The 17,787-nt window shown below is 59.5% G+C and carries 17 protein-coding genes; 9 read left to right on the top strand and 8 right to left on the bottom strand.

Features of this window, described 5'->3' with window-relative positions:
- The first annotated feature begins 50 nt into the window (after window positions 1-50).
- The 6 genes from J2X66_RS18620 to J2X66_RS18595 all read left to right on the top strand — a co-directional run bounded on the left by J2X66_RS18620 (window position 51) and on the right by J2X66_RS18595 (window position 4,636).
- Window positions 51-683 (top strand): TetR family transcriptional regulator, encoded by a 633-nt coding sequence (locus J2X66_RS18620; protein ID WP_027921952.1) that lies wholly within the window; start codon window positions 51-53, stop codon window positions 681-683.
- Window positions 684-937: 254 nt separating this feature from the next.
- Window positions 938-1,438, top strand: coding sequence for an urease accessory protein UreE (ureE, locus tag J2X66_RS18615; protein ID WP_310266903.1), 501 nt, complete (start codon window positions 938-940; stop codon window positions 1,436-1,438).
- Entirely contained in the window at window positions 1,435-2,109 is a 675-nt protein-coding gene (locus J2X66_RS18610; RefSeq protein ID WP_310266900.1) for an urease accessory protein UreF, read from the top strand. The genes ureE and J2X66_RS18610 overlap by 4 nt, the downstream gene beginning before the upstream one ends.
- Window positions 2,110-2,132: 23 nt before the next feature.
- Complete coding sequence (ureG, locus tag J2X66_RS18605; protein ID WP_007947546.1) at window positions 2,133-2,747, top strand: urease accessory protein UreG; 615 nt, start codon at window positions 2,133-2,135, stop codon at window positions 2,745-2,747.
- A 29-nt stretch (window positions 2,748-2,776) separates the two neighbouring features.
- Window positions 2,777-3,349, top strand: coding sequence for a HupE/UreJ family protein (locus J2X66_RS18600; protein ID WP_310266897.1), 573 nt, complete (start codon window positions 2,777-2,779; stop codon window positions 3,347-3,349).
- A 159-nt stretch (window positions 3,350-3,508) separates the two neighbouring features.
- Window positions 3,509-4,636 carry an AGE family epimerase/isomerase gene (locus J2X66_RS18595; protein ID WP_310266895.1) on the top strand — a complete coding sequence of 376 codons (1,128 nt, stop codon included), beginning with the start codon at window positions 3,509-3,511 and terminating at the stop codon, window positions 4,634-4,636.
- A 26-nt stretch (window positions 4,637-4,662) separates the two neighbouring features.
- On the opposite strand, the gene J2X66_RS18590 is transcribed toward J2X66_RS18595, so the two are convergent.
- The 8 genes from J2X66_RS18590 to J2X66_RS18555 form a co-directional block, all read right to left on the bottom strand.
- Window positions 4,663-5,430 carry an SDR family oxidoreductase gene (locus tag J2X66_RS18590; protein ID WP_027921957.1) on the bottom strand — a complete coding sequence of 256 codons (768 nt, stop codon included), beginning with the start codon at window positions 5,428-5,430 and terminating at the stop codon, window positions 4,663-4,665.
- Window positions 5,431-6,188: 758 nt separating this feature from the next.
- Window positions 6,189-6,905 (bottom strand): ABC transporter ATP-binding protein, encoded by a 717-nt coding sequence (locus tag J2X66_RS18585; protein WP_027921958.1) that lies wholly within the window; start codon window positions 6,903-6,905, stop codon window positions 6,189-6,191.
- Window positions 6,902-7,777: an ATP-binding cassette domain-containing protein gene (locus tag J2X66_RS18580; RefSeq protein WP_310266893.1), complete on the bottom strand. Its 876-nt coding sequence runs from the start codon at window positions 7,775-7,777 to the stop codon at window positions 6,902-6,904. The genes J2X66_RS18585 and J2X66_RS18580 overlap by 4 nt, the downstream gene beginning before the upstream one ends.
- Window positions 7,774-9,057, bottom strand: coding sequence for a high-affinity branched-chain amino acid ABC transporter permease LivM (livM, locus tag J2X66_RS18575; RefSeq protein WP_310266890.1), 1,284 nt, complete (start codon window positions 9,055-9,057; stop codon window positions 7,774-7,776). Before livM ends, J2X66_RS18580 begins: the two co-directional genes overlap by 4 nt.
- Window positions 9,058-9,060: 3 nt before the next feature.
- Entirely contained in the window at window positions 9,061-9,975 is a 915-nt protein-coding gene (locus J2X66_RS18570; RefSeq protein WP_027921961.1) for an ABC transporter permease subunit, read from the bottom strand.
- A 170-nt stretch (window positions 9,976-10,145) separates the two neighbouring features.
- On the bottom strand, window positions 10,146-11,279 hold the full coding sequence (locus J2X66_RS18565; protein ID WP_310266885.1) for a branched-chain amino acid ABC transporter substrate-binding protein: 1,134 nt from the start codon (window positions 11,277-11,279) through the stop codon (window positions 10,146-10,148).
- Window positions 11,280-11,643: 364 nt separating this feature from the next.
- On the bottom strand, window positions 11,644-12,927 hold the full coding sequence (locus tag J2X66_RS18560) for an FAD-binding oxidoreductase (protein WP_310266882.1): 1,284 nt from the start codon (window positions 12,925-12,927) through the stop codon (window positions 11,644-11,646).
- 90 nt (window positions 12,928-13,017) lie between these two features.
- A complete protein-coding gene (locus J2X66_RS18555; RefSeq protein ID WP_027921964.1) occupies window positions 13,018-14,508 on the bottom strand; it encodes an aldehyde dehydrogenase family protein in 1,491 nt (496 codons plus the stop codon).
- Window positions 14,509-14,683: 175 nt separating this feature from the next.
- On the opposite strand from J2X66_RS18555, the gene J2X66_RS18550 reads away from it, so the two are divergent.
- The 3 genes from J2X66_RS18550 (at window position 14,684) to nadE (ending at window position 17,783) form a co-directional block, all read left to right on the top strand.
- Complete coding sequence (locus J2X66_RS18550; RefSeq protein WP_027921965.1) at window positions 14,684-15,595, top strand: LysR family transcriptional regulator; 912 nt, start codon at window positions 14,684-14,686, stop codon at window positions 15,593-15,595.
- 129 nt (window positions 15,596-15,724) lie between these two features.
- Window positions 15,725-16,951: a nicotinate phosphoribosyltransferase gene (pncB, locus tag J2X66_RS18545; RefSeq protein ID WP_027921966.1), complete on the top strand. Its 1,227-nt coding sequence runs from the start codon at window positions 15,725-15,727 to the stop codon at window positions 16,949-16,951.
- A gap of 4 nt (window positions 16,952-16,955) precedes the next feature.
- On the top strand, window positions 16,956-17,783 hold the full coding sequence (nadE, locus tag J2X66_RS18540) for an ammonia-dependent NAD(+) synthetase (protein ID WP_310266876.1): 828 nt from the start codon (window positions 16,956-16,958) through the stop codon (window positions 17,781-17,783).
- The last annotated feature ends 4 nt before the right edge of the window (window positions 17,784-17,787 follow it).

The raw sequence follows: 17,787 nt of genomic DNA, 5'->3' as shown, positions 1-17,787 counted from the left end.
AGCCGATTTGCTAGAGTGCGCCGCTGTCCTGTCCAGAAAACACCCTTGCGATGCTGCCCCGCGCCGAACAGAAACAACAAACCCGCAACGCCCTGATGGACGCTGCCCGTCACCTGATGGAGTGCGGCCGAGGATTCGGCAGTCTCAGCCTGCGCGAAGTGGCGAAAACCGCTGGCATCGTGCCCACCGGTTTCTACCGGCATTTCGCCGATATGGATGAACTCGGCCTGGTGCTGGTCAGCGAAGTCGGCCAGACCTTCCGTGAAACCATTCGCCTGGTGCGCCATAACGAATTCGTCATGGGCGGCATTATCGATGCGTCGGTGCGGATCTTTCTCGACGTGGTCAGTGCCAATCGTTCGCAATTTCTGTTTCTTGCCCGTGAGCAATACGGCGGATCGCTGCCTGTGCGGTTGGCGATCGGGCGGTTGCGCGAAGACATCAGCTCGGATCTGGCGGCCGACTTGTCGTTGATGCCAAAGCTGCAGCATCTGGACATTGCCGGGTTGAGCGTGATGGCGGACCTGATTGTAAAAAGCGTGTTCGCGACACTGCCGGACATCATTGATCCGCCCGCCGAAGCGCTACCGGAGCATCTGACGCCGCAAGCGAAAATCACGCAGCAACTGCGCTTCATCTTCATCGGCCTGAAACACTGGCAAGGCCTCGGCAGCACGGAATAATCCCGTATCTCATGTGGGCGAGCCTGCTCGCGATGGCGTAGACACAGTCAACAGCTGTTGTGACTGAAACACCGCTATCGCGAGCAGGCTCACTCCTACATTGGTGCGTGAAAACTCTCAATGCACCAATTTGACCCATAATCCTGCAACATCCAGAAACACCCACTACGCTCCGACAGGTATTTCCTACGTATATCCCGATTGGCAAGCCCCTTGCTCTAGCCTGAGCATTGCCCATTGCTGGAAGCCTACCGATGCTGGTGATTCATCGCAGAATCGAACCTCGCCCCGTCTGGGCCGCTGAATTGCACCTGACCTTCGAAGCCCGGAGTAAAAGCCGTTTGCGCTGTTTCAGTGCCGAAGGTGAAGACGTCGGGTTGTTTCTGGAGCGCGGTCAGCCGCCCCTGTATGACGGCGAGTGCCTGCAAGCCGAAGACGGGCGCATCGTGCGTGTCTGCGCCCGCCCCGAACAACTGCTGCACGTTACCTGCGCCAACGCTTTTGAATTGACCCGTGCCGCCTATCACCTCGGCAACCGCCATGTCGCCCTGCAGATCGGTGATGGCTGGCTGCGCCTGCTTGACGATTACGTGCTCAAAGCCATGCTCGAACAGCTGGAGGCCAAGGTCGAAAACATCGAAGCGCCGTTCCAGCCGGAACACGGCGCCTATGGCGGCGGTCATCATCATTCGCGGCATGGCGACGAAGACTTCAACTACCCACCGAAACTGCACCAGTTCGGCGTCCGCTTATGAACCCGGCCTGGGCGCTGCTGCGCCTGGCCAGTCCGCAGTTGCCGATTGGCGGCTACAGCTATTCCCAAGGTCTGGAAATGGCGGTGGATAACGGCCGCGTGAGCGATGCAGACGGCGCGCGACGCTGGATCAGCGATCAATTGTTGCTGAACCTGGCGCGGTTCGAAGCGCCGCTGTTGCTCGCCCATTGCGTGGCCGCTGCGGAGGAAAACTGGGCCGAATTGCAACAACGCTGCGAAGAACACAGGGCCAGTCGGGAAACCCGAGAATTGCATCAAGAGAGCCGGCAGATGGGCTACTCCTTGCAACAACTGCTCAGCGGTTTACCGGAACTCGACGCACCCGCCCGCGCCTTCCTCGAACAACGCCCCGAACCGCACCTGGCCCTCGGCTGGGCGCTGGCCGCCCGGGCCTGGGCGATCAGTCCGCAGGATGCGCTGGCCGCGTGGCTCTGGAGCTGGCTGGAAAACCAGTTGGCGGTGCTGATGAAAACCCTGCCGCTGGGCCAGCAAGCCGCGCAACGCCTGACCAGCGAACTGCTGCCGCTGCTGCAACAAGCCCAGCAGGACGCCACCCGAATCAACCCCGAACACTATGGCAGCGCCGCGTTTGGCCTGTCCCTGGCGTGCATGGCCCATGAGCGCCAGTACAGCCGTCTGTTCCGTTCCTAGGGCCTTTTAAGTTGGAGAACCACATGAACACACAACCCCTGCGTGTCGGCATCGGCGGCCCGGTCGGTTCCGGTAAAACCGCGTTGACCCTGGCCCTGTGCCTGGCCCTGCGCGAGCGCTACAACCTGGCCGTCGTCACCAATGACATCTACACCCGCGAAGACGCCGACTTTCTGGTGCGCAACGAAGCCTTGGCACCGGAGCGGATCATCGGTGTGGAAACCGGCGGCTGCCCGCACACGGCGATCCGCGAAGACGCCTCGATCAACCTCGAAGCCGTGGATCAACTGAACCGCCGCTTTCCGGGGCTGGACCTGATTCTGGTTGAGTCCGGTGGCGACAATCTGTCGGCAACGTTCAGCCCAGAACTGTCCGACCTGACCATCTACGTGATCGACGTTTCCGCCGGCGACAAGTTGCCGCGCAAGGGCGGCCCGGGGATCTGCAAATCCGATCTGCTGGTGATCAACAAAGTCGACCTCGCGCCATTGGTGGGTGCGTCGCTGGAGATGATGGACAGCGACACCAAGCGCATGCGCAACGGCAAACCGTTTGTCTTCAGCAACCAGAAAACCGGTCTGGGCCTTGAAGAGATCATCGCCTTCATCGAACGCCAAGGCCTGCTGACTGCGGCCTGACCACGACTTATCAACAAGGAAGCTTATCCATGACATTGAAACGTATTCTGGGCGCCGTGGCCCTGCTGCTGACCCCGGCCATCGCCTTCGCCCATCCGGGACATGGCGACAACGGCCTGATCGCCGGCATCAGCCACCCGATTGGCGGCCTCGATCACTTGTTGGCGATGGTGGCTGTCGGCTTGTGGGCGGCGCAGCAAAAAGGCGCGGCGCGCTGGGCGCTGCCGTGTACGTTTGTTGGCACCCTGCTGATTGGCGGGCTGCTAGGTTTTGAAGGGCTGAACCTGCCGGCGCTGGAAGGCGGGATTGCGGCGTCGGTGCTGGCACTGGGCCTGGCGGTGGCGTTGGCAGTGCGTCCACCGTTAGGCGTGGCGGTGACGGCGACGGCGTTGTTTGCGCTGTTCCATGGTGTGGCGCATGGGCTGGAATTGCCGGACATGTCGAGTCCTTGGGCGTATGCAGCCGGTTTTGTGGCGGCGACGGCGGCGTTGCATGGGTTGGGTTATGCGGTCGTTCGGGTGTTGCCGCAAGCGGCGGCTCCGCTGGTTCGATTGGCGGGCGCAGCGTCCGCAGCGACTGGCGCGTGGTTGCTCGCAGGCTGATTTCTTTATCGCCTGTAATGGCCTCATCGCGAGCAAGCTCGGCTCCCACAGTACTCCTGTGGGAGCCGAGCTTGCTCGCGATGGCGGCCTGACAGACACCGGATCTCTCAGGCCTGCTAACATGTCGCGCAATCAACCCTGCCGTGACGACGCCAGCCAATGCCGCCTGTTTCCCGCTCCGCCTCCCAGCCTGAATTGACCACCCTGTTCGCCTCGGTGCAACAGCACTTCCAGGATGTGATCGTGCCGCTCTGGCAAGGCCCCGGCTGGAATGCCGACATGGCGCTGCCGTACGAAGCACTGGATGCGGAACATCGACCATTGCCACCTCAACGCTACCGGGCCATGGCGTGCGCGCGACAGCTGTATCTTTTCTCAAGCCTGATCGGCCAGGTGCCGTCCGCCGAAGCGCGTGCCGCCGCGCTGTTTCGCTCCCTGCAGCAGCACTTCCACGATGCCGAGCACGGCGGCTGGTTCTACAGCATCGACCCGCAAGGCGCGCCACTCGATCAGCGCAAAGACCTCTACACCCACGCGTTCATCCTGTTCGCTTGCGCCCATTACTGGCACAAGGTTCGCGAGCCGCTGGTGGAATCGGTGCTCAACGCAGCGCTGGAAGTGATCGCTCAGCGTTTCGCGACAGGCGACGGTCTGTACGAAGCCAACCTCGATAATGACTGGTCCTCGCTTGAGTCCGGGCCGCTGCAAAATCCTCTGATGCACTTGGCCGAAGCCTTCCTCGCCACCCTGTCGGTGCGTGAAGACGCTTGCGTGCAGCGGGTGCTCGTCGACTTATGCACAGCCATGCAGAAGCGCTTCATCGACCCGCAACAGTGCGTGTTGATGGAGAAGCCGTTGGGTGCTGTGGATAACTGGTTTGAACCGGGGCATCAATTCGAGTGGTATTTCCTGCTGGAGTCTTCGCCGTTGCTGCGGGGTTCGGCATTACATGCTTCGCTTGATCGTGCATTTACGCTGACCGAGCAAAGGGGTGTTGATCCGAAGACAGGCGCCGTGGTGGCGATGCTCGACCTGAATGGCTCTGCAAAGGATGCCACCCAGCGCATCTGGGCCCAGGCTGAATACCTGCGCGCCCTGACCTTGCGGCCCGAGAGCGAGGCCTCTGTTCTGCGTCAATTGCAGGCGCTGCAACAGCGTTTCCTGCATGCGGGCGGTTGGTACGAGTGTCGCGACGAGAATGGTGAAGTGAGCCGCAAGGACATGCCGTCGACGACGCCTTATCACTTGGCGACCTGCTATCGCGGGCTGGTCGAGTTTCTCGACTAACTGCCCGCGATGGCCGTTACGCGGTCTTACGCCTTGGCATTACGCTCGATCGAAAAACCAGCCCAGGTCTGGCTCACCGGCATCAACTCCAGGCTGTTGATGTTGATGTGCGCCGGTGCATTCATCACCCAGAAAATAGTCTCGGCGATATCCTGCGGCTGGATCGGCTCGGCACCCGCATACGTCGCATTGTAGCGCTCCTGATCACCGGCAAAACGCACCAGCGAGAACTCGCTCTCACACAGACCCGGCTCAATGTTGCTGACGCGCACGCCAGTTCCCTGCAGGTCGCAACGCAGGTTCAACGAGAACTGCTTAACGAACGCCTTGCTCGCGCCATACACATGGCTACCCGGATACGGATAGTTGCCAGCGATGGAGCCAAGGTTAACGATGCCGGCGCCACGGCCATGGGCAATCAGGCGCGGCAGCAGCAGACGGGTGCTGTACATCAGGCCTTTGATGTTGGTGTCGACCATGGTGTCCCAATCGTCGAGATCGCACTTGGGTGCCGGGTCGACACCGAGCGCCAGGCCGGCGTTGTTGATCAGCCCGCGCAGCTTGGCGAAGGATGGCGGAAGGTTGGCAATCGCCTCCTCCATGGCTTTGCGATCACGCACGTCGAGCACCAGGCCATGCACTTCGGTCTGTTTTGACAACTCGGCGCACAGGGCATTCAGGCGTTCTTCACGACGGCCTGTCAGCACCAGTTTCCAGCCCGCCTCGGCAAAACGGCGGGCACAGGCTTCACCAAAACCGGAGGTCGCGCCGGTAATAAACAGGGTGTTGGACATCGTGTTCTCCTTGCTTCGGCTGATGGGCAGCCCTTGGAATAGAAAATCAGCTGGCAGCATGCCCGGCCTTGCCCACAGCGGCAACCACCGCAAATCTGTACGAAAAACAACCAACCCGGCGAACGCCTTACGCCACGAGGCTTGCAGCCATGTACGCGCATGTTATCCACAGGCCGGTCCACAGTTTCCGGGGGCAAGTGGAAAAGCTGGAAGCCGCTGTGCACAAGGCTTTGCGGGGAGTTTTGAAAGTTTTTCGCTTGACCCTCGAATGATCGCGGTGTAGCGCAGGGCATTTTGCACGATTTGTCCTGCAGAGCAGCGATGGCGCCAAGCCAGTAACTACGGCCCTCAGCCGAGTCTTTCCAGAGTTTAATCACAGACTTATCCACAGGCTTGCCCCGCCCGTTTCACCTCGCTTTTGCTTCCAATAAAAAGGTTGACAACAACGGTTCCTGCTCACGCGAAAACGCCTGATCAAAAAACAACCACAGCGCTGCAAGCCACGTATTTAAAGGCGCCCAGCCAGCTACTCCCACGTTATTCACAGCCAGCTCCACAGCAAACGGGGACAAGTCAAAACCGTGACAAAACAACTATTTGCAGCGGCTTTATGTCGCGCTTTCAGAGCTTATGAATATTGTTTTCCACAATTTCCCGAAAGCACTGTTTTGTGACCTGCAGGAGGAAATGCGGTGAATTGGGGACGTAAAAAAGCCCCGGCGATTGCTCGTCGGGGCTGCGGGCATTTCAGCAGCGAATCAATGACCGCCGAGATAAGCGTTACGCACTTCCTCGTTCACCAGCAGCTCCTTGCCGGTGCCCGTGAGGCGGATCTCGCCGTTGACCATCACATACGCCCGGTCCGACAACTTGAGCGCGTGGTTAGCGTTCTGCTCGACCAGGAAGATGGTCATGCCGGTTTTGGCCAGCTCACGCAAGGTCGCGAAGATCTGCTTCACCACAATCGGCGCCAATCCCAGGCTTGGCTCGTCGAGCAACAGCAGTTTTGGCCGGCTCATCAACGCACGAGCGATGGCGAGCATTTGCTGTTCGCCGCCGGACATGGTCATCGCCCGCTGGTTGCGCCGTTCTTCAAGCCTTGGGAACAACTCGAACATGCGTTGCATGTCTTCCTTGGCGTACTTGTCACCGATAGGGATGGTGCCCATCAGCAGGTTTTCCTCGACAGTCATGTCGGGGAACACACGTCGCCCTTCCGGCGATTGCGCGATGCCGTTGGACGCGATGTAGTGGGACGACTTGTGAGTGATGTCCACGCCCTGATAGATGATCTGCCCGTCTGCCGCGCGCGGCTGGCCGAAAATCGACATCAGCAGGGTCGACTTGCCGGCACCGTTGGAGCCGATCAGGCTGACTGTTTCACCCTCATTGATGTGCAACGAGACTTTCTTCAGGGCCTGGATCGGCCCGTAAAACACGTCCAGTTCCTTGAGTTCGAGGATCGGTTGACTCATAACACCACTTCCTCTTCATCAGCGCCCAGGTAGGCCGCAATCACTTTCGGGTCGTTGCGGATCGCGTCGGGGCCGCCCTCAGCGATGACGATGCCGTGGTCCAGCACCACGATGTGGTCGGAAATACTCATCACCATGCCCATGTCGTGTTCGATCAGCACCACGGTCAGATCGTGCTCGTCACGCAACAAACGGATCATCGCGCTCAGCGCTTCGGTTTCCTGAGGGTTGAGGCCGGCGGCCGGTTCGTCGAGGCAGATGATCTGCGGACGGGTGCACATGGCCCGGGCGATTTCCAGGCGGCGCTGTTGGCCATAGGACAATTCGCCGGCGAGGCGATTGGCGCAATCCACCAGGTCCACCACTTCCAGCCAGTAGAAAGCATGGTCCAGCGCATCACTTTCAGCCTTGCGGTAGCCCTTGGTGTTGAGGATGCCGGCCAGCATGCTGCGGTTGACCCACATGTGTTGGGCCACCAGCAGGTTTTCCAGCACCGACATTTCCTTGAACAGGCGAATGTTCTGGAAGGTCCGCGCTAGCCCGGCCCGGTTCACCAGGTGGGTGCCGCCAAACATCTTGTAGTACAGACGACTGGCGAAGGATTTAGGCGAGACGAAATCGGTTGGTTTGAACGCTTCGCCCAGCAATTGGATGACATTGGTATGCTCGCCGCGCACGTTCAGTTCGATCTTGCCGCCGGAGGCTTTGTAGAACCCGGTCAGGCAGTTGAACACCGTGGTCTTGCCGGCGCCGTTGGGGCCGATCAGGGCGAAGATCGAGTTGCGTTTGACCTGCAGGCTGACATCATTCAACGCCTTGATGCCGCCAAAGTGCATCATCAGCTTCTCGACCGAGAGTACGACTTCGCTCATGGCGCTACTCCTTTACGCGGGGTCACACCGGTACGGCTGATCCGAATCAGGCCGCGCGGTCGCCAGATCATCATCAACACCATCAGGATGCCGAACAGCAGCACGCGGTATTCCGCGAAGCCACGCAGCAGTTCCGGGGCGACGGTCAGCACGAAGGCTGCAATCACCACCCCGATGGTCGAGCCCATGCCGCCGAGTACCACGATGGCGAGGATCAGGGCCGATTCAAAGAAGGTAAACGAGGTCGGGTTGACGAAACCCTGGTAGGTGGCGAAGAACACCCCTGCCAGACCTGCCGTCGATGCGCCGATGGTGAACGCCGAGAGCTTCACCAGCACGTGGTTCAGGCCCATGGAGCGGCAGGCGATTTCATCTTCACGCAAGGCTTCCCAGGCGCGGCCGACCGGCATACGGGTCAAGCGGTGTTTGATGTACAACACCGCCAGCACCACCATGAACAACACCGCGTAGATAAAGTAGTACTTCACGTCGGGGTTGTAGGCGATGCCGAAGAACTCGTGGAACGGTATGCCACCGTCTTTCGCCCGCTTGCCGAACTCCAGGCCGAAGAACGTTGGCAGCGGTGCCGGCATGCCGTTCGGGCCACCGGTCAGCGACAACCAGTTGTTGAGGATCAAACGGATGATTTCACCAAAACCCAGTGTCACGATGGCCAGGTAGTCACCGTGCAGACGCAACACCGGGAAGCCGAGGATGCAACCGGCAAGCCCGGCAGTGATCGCCGCCAGCGGCAGCACCGTCCAGAAGCCCAGGCCGAGGTATTGGTAACCGAGCGCCAGGCCATAGGCGCCGATGGCATAGAACGCCACGTAACCCAGGTCGAGCAGGCCGGCCAGGCCGACCACGATGTTCAGTCCCAGACCGAGCAGCACGTAGATCAACCCGAGGATGACCACGCCCAGCAGGTAGGAGTTGGAGAAAAATGGAAACACCACGGCAATGACGATCATCAGCGGGATGATCCAGCGCAACCGGGACTTGTAATCGGGCGGCAGTACATGAACCCCGGAGCCGGTGGTTTCAAACCCTTCGAGAATTCTCAGACCCTTGGGTGTTTGCAGGAACAGGCTCAGGGCAAAACGGCCCGCCATGACGATGGCGACAATCCACGCCACACGTGTCGGTTGCAGATTGAAGCCATAGCCGTCGAGGACGATGCCGACAATCGGACCAAACACGATGAGCGCTACAAGGCCGGCAAGTATCGCGTCAACCAGGCTTCTTTTGAGATCAATGGTTTTTTTAGTGGTTGAAGACATCGCTTACACCTTCGACACAAGAGGACGGCCGAGCAGGCCTTGAGGCCGAAAGACCAGAACGAGAACGAGCAGCGAGAAGCTGAAAACGTCTTTGTAGTCCGAGTTGACCAGACCAGAGAACAGCGACTCGGAGATCCCGAGAATGATCCCGCCGAGCATCGCACCCGGCAACGAGCCGATCCCGCCGAGAACCGCTGCGGTGAACGCTTTGATGCCGATGACGAAACCTGCGTAGAAGTCAAACGTGCCGTAGTTCATGGTGATCAGTACGCCGGCCAGGGCCGCCATCGCTGCACCGATGATGAACACGTAGGAAATCACGCGGTCGGTGTTGATCCCCAGGATCGAGGCCATCTTGCGGTCTTGCTGGGTCGCGCGGCACATGCGGCCGAGCTTGGTGTACTTGATGACGTAGGTCAGCAGGCCCATCCCGACAAACGCGGCGACCAGAATGAAGATCTTGGTATAGGTCAGCTGGACGAAGCCAGTGCCGACTTCAACGCGCCATGCACCGGTCAGCAGCGTCGGAACACCTTGCTGGCGTGCACCTTGGGCGATCTGTGCATAGTTTTGCAGGATCAGGGAAATACCGATGGCGCTGATCAGCGGTGCCAGTCGGGTCGAGTTTCGCAGCGGTTTGTAGGCGACGCGCTCGATGACCCAGCCATACACCGCCGTGACAACGATGGTGAAGACCAGTGTGCCGAGCATCAGCAGAGGGAAGGATTCAATACCGAAGTAAGCCAGCAGAGCCAGACTGATTGCCGCCAGGTAAGCAGAAATCATGTAAACCTCGCCGTGGGCGAAGTTGATCATGCCAATGATGCCATAGACCATTGTGTAGCCGATGGCGATCAGGCCATAGACCGACCCGAGGGTCAGGCCGTTGACCAGTTGCTGCAGGAAAATACCATCCATAACGCAATCTCACGCATTTGAGAGACTGCACAGAAGCCGGGTGCGACGGACCGGGGTTCAGCCGCCGACGCGAACCGGTTGTGTGCAGCTCTACGAGAAAAGACAGGTACTGCACGGACATGTTCTTTGATTGCACGGCGCACAAGGCGCCGGGCAATCAGCAGGTCATATCACTTCTGTTTTTCCAGCTGGTGGTATTTGCCGTCCTTGTCCCACTGGTAAACCACGTAGTCGGAGACTTTCAGGTCGCCCTTGGCGTCCCAGGTCTTCTCGCCCATGACGGTTTTGACCGGGTTTTTCTTCAGCCAGGCAGCAGCGTCTTCGCCCTTGTTGGACTTGGCGCCATTGAAGGCAGCGGCCAGGGCCTGGACCGAAGCGTAGGCGTAGAGGGTGTAGCCTTCAGGCTCGGTGCCTTTTTTGCGGAATTCATCCACCACGGTCTTGCTGTCTGGCAGCAGGCGTGGGTCGGCGCCAAAGGTCATCAGCACGCCGTCGACGTATTGCGGGCCGCCAGCAGTGGTTACCAGTTCGTCGGTCACGATGCCGTCATCGGACATGAATTTCACGTCTTTCAGGCCTTCGGTACGCAGCTGTTTAACCAGTGGACCCGCCTCTGGGTGCAGGCCACCGAAGTAGACCACGTCGGCACCGGCCGCACGGATCTTGGTAACCACGGCGCTGAAGTCTTTCTCGCCGCGAGTCAGGCCTTCATACAGAACCGGTTTCACACCGCGTTTTTCCAGCTGAGCCTTGGTGGCATCAGCCAGGCCCTGGCCGTAGGTGTCCTTGTCGTGCAGCACGGCAACTTTTTTGCCCTTGAGCACGTCGACGATGTAGTCGCCGGCCACGATACCTTGCTGGTCGTCACGCCCGCACATACGGAACATGGCGCTCAGGCCGCGTTCGGTAACAGCCGGGTTGGTGGAACCTGGGGTAATTGCAATGATGCCCGCTTCGTCGTAGATCTCGGAGGCCGGGATGGTCGACGAGGAGCAGAAGTGACCGACCACGCCAGCCACTTTCTGGTTGGTCAGGTCCTTGGCGACCGTCACAGCCTGTTTCGGTTCGCAGGCGTCATCGCCCTTCACCAGTACGATTTTTTCCCCGTTAACGCCGCCCGCCGCGTTGACCGCGTCGGCTGCAGCCTGTGCACCCTTCATGTATTGCTCGCCAAATGCCGCGTTGGCGCCTGTCATCGGGCCCGCCACACCGATTTTCACATCAGCCTGTGCAAACGCAGAAACACCCAACGCAGCTGCCACTGCGAGGGCCAGAAAGCCTTTCTTGTAAAACGTCTGGGACATGAGGTGGTGCTCCAAGGTTTTTTTTTAGTTGGCACTGCGATTTCACTGATTGCTCAGAGCAAGGGCCGTGCCATCGGTTTTTTATTCTGAAAAAAGTCGCTGCATTATTGTTTTTACGACTGTTTTGTTCCCATTTTCATTGGGCGTGCAACCGTCTAAACCGCGGAAGGTGAAACCATTTATTTTTAAAGGCGCAACCCGCATGCGCCATCATTGCAACCGCGGCGTTAAACGACGTGCAACCAGCCTGTAACAACGTGCGTCACCGAAGTGCACACTGCTGGTGCGGGACTGCTACAACCCGCACCATTACAGGCTAGTCGCTGCGCCGAAAAGCGCCGCTTCCAGCAACAAATTTCAACAATCAGATGACGATCCGCAAGCACTGGCCTGCGTGATACAGCGAGAATCCAGCCTCGTACAGACAACTGCGCAACCCTACTCCCGCCAGGGGCTGCATCGGTGCGAACGGAATCGGTAGCGCTTGAGGATTTCCGTTACACAAATAATCGGCAAAGGCTTTGCCGACGACGGTCCCCGTGGTCACGCCCCGGCCGTTGTAACCGGTGACTGCCACTAAACCGGGCGCCGGTTCGAACAGACGCATCAAATGGTCGGGGGTGAATGCGATGCAACCGGTCCAGGTGCATTCCCACTCCACCGGTTTGAGGTAGGGAAAATAGTGCTGTTGAACACGATCCGCCCAGGCTTTGAGGAACCAGGCCGGCTTTTGATTGCCATTACCGAGACTTCCGAGCAACAGACGCCCGTCCTTGTCGCGACGAATGCTGCTGAGCACCTGACGGGTGTCCCAGGAACCCTGGCCGCCGGGCAGAATCTGTTGCGCGGCGTCTTCGGTCAGCGGGACCGAAGCCACTTGGTAGTAGTAACCGGGGAAGAAATTGCGCCGCAACTCTGTCCAGTCACCTTCGGTGTAAGCGTTGGAAGCGATCACGACTTTCTCGGCCATGACCGAACCCTGAGCGGTTTGCACCGACCAGCGCTGACCCTGGCGTTCGAGTCGGGTCACCGGGGAATGATCGAACAGCTGACCGCCGAGGCTGATGGCCGCTTTGGCCAGCCCGGTGGTGTAAGCCATCGGATTGAGGGTGCCGGCACGTCGATCAAGCAAGGCAGCGGCGATTTTCCTGGTGCCCGTCGCCTGCTCGCAGGCCTGGCCGGTCAACAGTTCAACCGGCGCTCCGCGACGTTTCCATTGTTCTTCACGACTGCGCAAATCCGCCTCGCCACGGGCGTTGTGCGCCATGTGCAGCGTGCCTTCGCGGCGTAACTGGCAATCGATGTTGTATTTATCCACAAGGCTGAACACCAGGGACGGTGCCGCGCCGAGCATGCGGTTGAGCTGACTGCCCACCGCTTCGCCGAATCCGGCCTCGATGTCGTCCGGTGGAATCCACATGCCGGCGTTGACCAGGCCGACGTTGCGCCCCGAACCGCCATGGCCGGCGCGATGAGCTTCCAGCACACACACCGATTTACCTTGTTCCAGCAGATGCACCGCCGCCGACAGCCCGGTGAACCCGGCGCCGATGACGCAGACATCGACTGTCACTTCACCCTTGAGCGCCGCGTTGTCAGGCCTTTGCGGCGTCAGTTTTTCCCACAGACACTCTTCGCGTAACGGCATTGCAAGCTCCTGTCGGAGCAGCTACAAGTCGCAAGCTACAAGCCGCAAGCCAGTTTGCTTGCAGCTGGTAGCTTGTAGCTTGCCCGCTGCTTAATCGAATGTAATGCCCTGAGCCAACGGCAATTCCAGCGAGTAGTTCACGGTGTTGGTCTGGCGACGCATGTAGCCGCGCCATGCATCGGAGCCCGATTCACGGCCACCGCCGGTTTCTTTTTCGCCACCAAACGCGCCGCCGATTTCTGCGCCGCTCGGGCCGATGTTGACGTTGGCGATGCCGCAGTCGCTGCCGACCGCCGACATGAACTGCTCGGCTTCACGTACGTCGGTGGTGAAGATGCACGAGGACAGGCCTTGTGGCACGGCGTTGTTCAGGCGCAGGGCTTCGTCGAAATCCTTGTAGCCGATCACGTACAGAATCGGTGCGAAGGTTTCGTGGCAGACCACAGGGCTCTGCTCTGGCATTTCAACAATGGCCGGCGCGACGTAGTAGGCGTCAGGGAATTTGTCTTCCAGCTGGCGCTTGCCGCCGAATACCCGGCCGCCTTCGCTCAACGCCTGCTCCAGCGCGTCCTGCATGTTTTCAAAACTTTGTTTGTCGATCAGCGGACCGATCAGGTTGCCTTCCAGCGGATGGCCGATGCGCACTTTGGAATACGCGGCTTTCAGGCGGGTGACGATTTCTTCCTTCACCGATTCGTGTGCAATCAGGCGACGCAGGGTGGTGCAGCGCTGGCCGGCAGTGCCGACGGCGCTGAACAGGATGGCGCGAACGGCCATGTCCAGGTCGGCACTTGGGCCGAGGATCATGGCGTTGTTGCCACCCAGTTCCAGAATGCTGCGAGCAAAACGCGCGGCGATTTTCGGTGCCACTTCGCGGCCCATGCGGGTGCTGCCGGTGGCGCTGATCAGTGCGACACGCGGGTCATCGACCAGCGCTTCGCCAGCGTCGCGGCCGCCGATGATCACTTGGCTCAGGTGCGGTGGTGCATCGCTGAAGTTTTTCAGGACGCGATCGAACAGCGCCTGGCAGGCCAGCGCGGTCAGCGGGGTTTTCTCGGACGGTTTCCAGATCACCGGGTTGCCGCAGACCAGCGCCAGCGTGGTGTTCCAGGCCCAGACCGCAACCGGGAAGTTGAACGCACTGATGACGCCGACAACGCCCAGCGGGTGCCAGGTTTCACGCATGTGGTGGCCAGGACGCTCGGACGCAATGGTCAGACCGTACAACTGACGGGACAGACCGACGGCGAAATCGCAGATGTCGATCATTTCCTGAACTTCGCCCAGGCCTTCCTGAGTGATCTTGCCAGCTTCCCAGGAGACCAGTTCGCCAAGATCAGCCTTGTATTCGCGCAGGATGTCGCCCAATTGGCGCACCAGTTCGCCACGGCGCGGTGCCGGGACCTTACGCCACAATTCGAACGCATGATCGGCACGACTGATGTGCTGCTCGACTTCAGCAGCGCCTTCCCAGTTCACGGCAGCAATCCGGCTGCCATCGATCGGCGAATGCACCGGCACTTTGCCGTTCTGGTACAGGGCCGGGTTTACACCAAGACGATCAAGCAATGCGGCAACCATGGGTCACTCCTCAAGCGAAAAACACAAAGGGTGCAGCCGGAATAATCACGGCTGATCAGACCTGTAGTTTTAGCGCCCCGGAGGTTACCCAACAAACGACCTTTAAGAGAGATATCATTCCGTTTATTCATGCTGCGAATTGCTGGTAAGAAAGAAACAAGAAAAAGGACTACCCATGCTGAATAAACGCTACCTGCCGTCGATCACAGCACTGCAGTGTTTCGAGGCTGTGACCCGGCACTTGAGCTTCACCCGGGCCGCCGAAGAGCTGAACCTGACCCAGAGCGCGGTCAGTAAACAGGTCGCGCAACTTGAAGAATTGTTGCAGCACTTGTTGTTCCGCCGCGTGCGCCGACGCCTGCAAATGACTCCGGCCGGTGATTTGTACCTGGTGGAAGTCAGAAAAATCCTCACCCAGGTCGAGATGTCGACCCATTACCTGCGTTCCTACGGCGGGGAAACCGAAGTCTTGCGCGTCTCGACTCCGCCAACGTTCGGTGCGCGCTGGTTGGTGCCGCGCCTGAAAGGTTGGCGCCTGCGCCATCCCTCGATCCATCTGGACCTGTGCAGCGAGCAGGAAGCCGACGATTTACTGCAAGGTCGCAGCGATCTGGCGTTCTACTTCGGCCAGGGCTCACGGCCCGGCACCGAATGCCTGAAGCTGTTCGGCGAAGAACTGGTGCCGGTTTGCGCACCGGGCAGCCTCCCCGACAAGCCGTTCACCGACCCGACTCAGCTCACCGACCTGGTCCTGCTGCAAAACGCTTCTCGCCCGCAGGCCTGGCACGACTGGTTCGACAGTCAGGGCTATCACACCGAACACAGCTACCATGGCCCGCGGTTTGAAACCTTCTACATGTGCATTCGCGCCGCCCAGGTCGGCTGCGGCGTGGCGCTGTTGCCAAGGTTTCTGGTGGAAGAGGAATTGGCCGACGGCAAACTGGTCATCCCCTGGAAACACGCGATGCCGAGCACCGATGCCTATTACCTGGCGTATCCCGAGCATTCGGCGGAAGTGCCCAAGGTGCGGGATTTTGTGAAGTGGATGCTGGAGCAGATAGATAGCCCGGATGGAGCACAAATCTAAAGTTTCACTCAATCCCTGTGGGAGCGAGCTTGCTCGCTCCCACAGGGATCTGCTGTTGTCCAAAAAATCGCTGGCAATTTTTACCACCGATATGCGCCACTACCCCCATTCCATGCGGAGAACCCCGTTATGAGCGAGAGCGTGTTTGGCGATCGCATCGTGCAGAACCTGCTCGACACCGACTTCTACAAACTGACGATGATGCAGGCGGTGCTGCACAACTACCCGAACGTCGAAGTCGAATGGGAGTTTCGTTGCCGCAACAGTGAGGATCTGCGCCCGTACCTGGCCGAGATCCGTTTCCAGATCGAGCGTCTGGCCGAGTTGAGCCTGAGCCCTGATCAATTGGGTTTTCTGGAGCGCATCAGTTTTCTGAAGCCGGATTTCCTGCGGTTTCTCGGCTTGTTCCGCTTCAACCTGCGTTACATCCACACCGGCATCGAAAACGGCGAGTTGTTCATCCGCCTGCGCGGGCCGTGGCTGCATGTGATTCTGTTCGAAGTGCCGCTGCTGGCGATTGTCAGTGAAGTGCGCAACCGCTATCGCTACCGGGAAATCGTCCTGGAGCAGGCGCGCGAACAGCTGTACCGCAAGTTCGACTGGCTGACCGCCAACGCCAGCAGCGACGAATTGTCCGAGTTGCAGGTCGCCGATTTCGGCACGCGCCGGCGCTTTTCGTACCGAGTGCAAGAAGAAGTGGTGAACGTGCTCAAGCACGACTTCCCCGGGCGTTTCGTCGGCACCAGCAACGTGCACCTGTCCCGGGAACTGGACATGAAACCGTTGGGCACCATGGCCCACGAATGGATCATGGCCCACCAGCAACTGGGCCCGCGGCTGATCGACAGTCAAATTGCCGCACTCGACTGCTGGGTGCGCGAGTACCGTGGCCTGCTGGGGATTGCCCTGACTGACTGCATCACCATGGATGCGTTCCTGGGTGATTTCGATCTGTTCTTCGCCAAGCTTTTCGACGGCCTTCGCCACGATTCGGGTGATCCGGTGGCATGGGCGGAAAAAGCCATCGCTCATTATCACAAGCTCGGCATCGACCCGATGAGCAAGACGCTGACATTCTCCGACAGCCTGACGTTGCCCAAGTCGCTGGAGATATTCCGCGCGCTGCGGGGTCGGATCAATGTCAGCTTTGGCATCGGCACTCACCTGACCTGTGATATTCCAGGTGTCGAACCGATGAGCATCGTGCTTAAAATGACGGCCTGCAACGGCCAGCCCGTGGCAAAGATTTCTGATGAGCCTGGCAAGACTCACTGCAAAGACCCGAATTTCGTCGCCTATTTGCGACACGTTTTCAAAGTACCTGCCGCCCTTTCAAGCACATCTAGCAAGGAGTGAATTCATGCAAGCCGTACAGCGTGAGATTGCTGAGCAGCTCAAGGTTCAACCACCGTTCGCCGACGAGGCCGCCCTTGAGGCAGAAGTCGCCCGGCGGGTGAGTTTCATTCAGGATTGCCTGGTCAATTCCGGGCTCAAGACCCTGGTGCTGGGCATCAGCGGAGGTGTCGACTCCCTGACCGCCGGCCTGCTGGCCCAACGCGCGATGCGCGAACTGCGCCAGCGCACCGGCGACAAGAGTTACAAATTCATCGCCGTGCGGTTGCCGTACGAGATTCAGTTCGATGAACACGACGCCCAGGCCTCGGTGGATTTCATCGCCCCGGACGAGCGCCACACGGTGAACATCGGCCCGGCGGTCAAATCCCTGGCCAATGAAGTCGCAGCCTTCGAAGGCAAGCACGCGGTCTCGGTGGATTTCGTGCTCGGCAACACCAAGGCGCGCATGCGCATGGTCGCTCAGTACACCATCGCCGGCGCGGCCCATGGCCTGGTGATCGGCACCGACCATGCGGCGGAAGCGGTGATGGGTTTCTTCACCAAGTTCGGTGACGGCGCCTGCGACCTGGCACCGTTGAGTGGGCTGGTGAAGAATCAGGTTCGCGATATTGCTCGCAGCTTTGGTGCACCGGAATCGCTTGTGGAGAAAATCCCTACGGCGGATCTGGAAGACCTGTCGCCGGGTAAGCCGGATGAAGCGTCCCATGGCGTGACCTATGCCGAGATTGATGCGTTTCTGCACGGTGAGCCGGTGCGTGAGGAAGCGTTCAAGATCATTTGTGAGACTTACAAGAAAACTCATCACAAGCGGGTGATGCCGTTTGCACCTTGATTCA

Source organism: Pseudomonas sp. 3296, assembly GCF_031456615.1.
Lineage (GTDB): Bacteria > Pseudomonadota > Gammaproteobacteria > Pseudomonadales > Pseudomonadaceae > Aquipseudomonas > Aquipseudomonas mucoides.
Note: the sequence above shows the minus strand (reverse complement) of the source record. Positions and strands in the feature narration are given on the sequence as shown.

Excerpts from the sequence above, each read along its gene's own strand:
- J2X66_RS18620 (WP_027921952.1), top strand. The coding sequence starts at position 51 with ATGCTGCCCCGCGCCGAACAGAAACAACAAACCCGCAACGCCCTGATG.
- ureE (WP_310266903.1), top strand. The coding sequence starts at position 938 with ATGCTGGTGATTCATCGCAGAATCGAACCTCGCCCCGTCTGGGCCGCT.
- J2X66_RS18610 (WP_310266900.1), top strand. The coding sequence starts at position 1,435 with ATGAACCCGGCCTGGGCGCTGCTGCGCCTGGCCAGTCCGCAGTTGCCG.
- ureG (WP_007947546.1), top strand. The coding sequence starts at position 2,133 with ATGAACACACAACCCCTGCGTGTCGGCATCGGCGGCCCGGTCGGTTCC.
- J2X66_RS18600 (WP_310266897.1), top strand. The coding sequence starts at position 2,777 with ATGACATTGAAACGTATTCTGGGCGCCGTGGCCCTGCTGCTGACCCCG.
- J2X66_RS18595 (WP_310266895.1), top strand. The coding sequence starts at position 3,509 with ATGCCGCCTGTTTCCCGCTCCGCCTCCCAGCCTGAATTGACCACCCTG.
- J2X66_RS18590 (WP_027921957.1), bottom strand. The coding sequence starts at position 5,430 with ATGTCCAACACCCTGTTTATTACCGGCGCGACCTCCGGTTTTGGTGAA.
- J2X66_RS18585 (WP_027921958.1), bottom strand. The coding sequence starts at position 6,905 with ATGAGTCAACCGATCCTCGAACTCAAGGAACTGGACGTGTTTTACGGG.
- J2X66_RS18580 (WP_310266893.1), bottom strand. The coding sequence starts at position 7,777 with ATGAGCGAAGTCGTACTCTCGGTCGAGAAGCTGATGATGCACTTTGGC.
- livM (WP_310266890.1), bottom strand. The coding sequence starts at position 9,057 with ATGTCTTCAACCACTAAAAAAACCATTGATCTCAAAAGAAGCCTGGTT.
- J2X66_RS18570 (WP_027921961.1), bottom strand. The coding sequence starts at position 9,975 with ATGGATGGTATTTTCCTGCAGCAACTGGTCAACGGCCTGACCCTCGGG.
- J2X66_RS18565 (WP_310266885.1), bottom strand. The coding sequence starts at position 11,279 with ATGTCCCAGACGTTTTACAAGAAAGGCTTTCTGGCCCTCGCAGTGGCA.
- J2X66_RS18560 (WP_310266882.1), bottom strand. The coding sequence starts at position 12,927 with ATGCCGTTACGCGAAGAGTGTCTGTGGGAAAAACTGACGCCGCAAAGG.
- J2X66_RS18555 (WP_027921964.1), bottom strand. The coding sequence starts at position 14,508 with ATGGTTGCCGCATTGCTTGATCGTCTTGGTGTAAACCCGGCCCTGTAC.
- J2X66_RS18550 (WP_027921965.1), top strand. The coding sequence starts at position 14,684 with ATGCTGAATAAACGCTACCTGCCGTCGATCACAGCACTGCAGTGTTTC.
- pncB (WP_027921966.1), top strand. The coding sequence starts at position 15,725 with ATGAGCGAGAGCGTGTTTGGCGATCGCATCGTGCAGAACCTGCTCGAC.
- nadE (WP_310266876.1), top strand. The coding sequence starts at position 16,956 with ATGCAAGCCGTACAGCGTGAGATTGCTGAGCAGCTCAAGGTTCAACCA.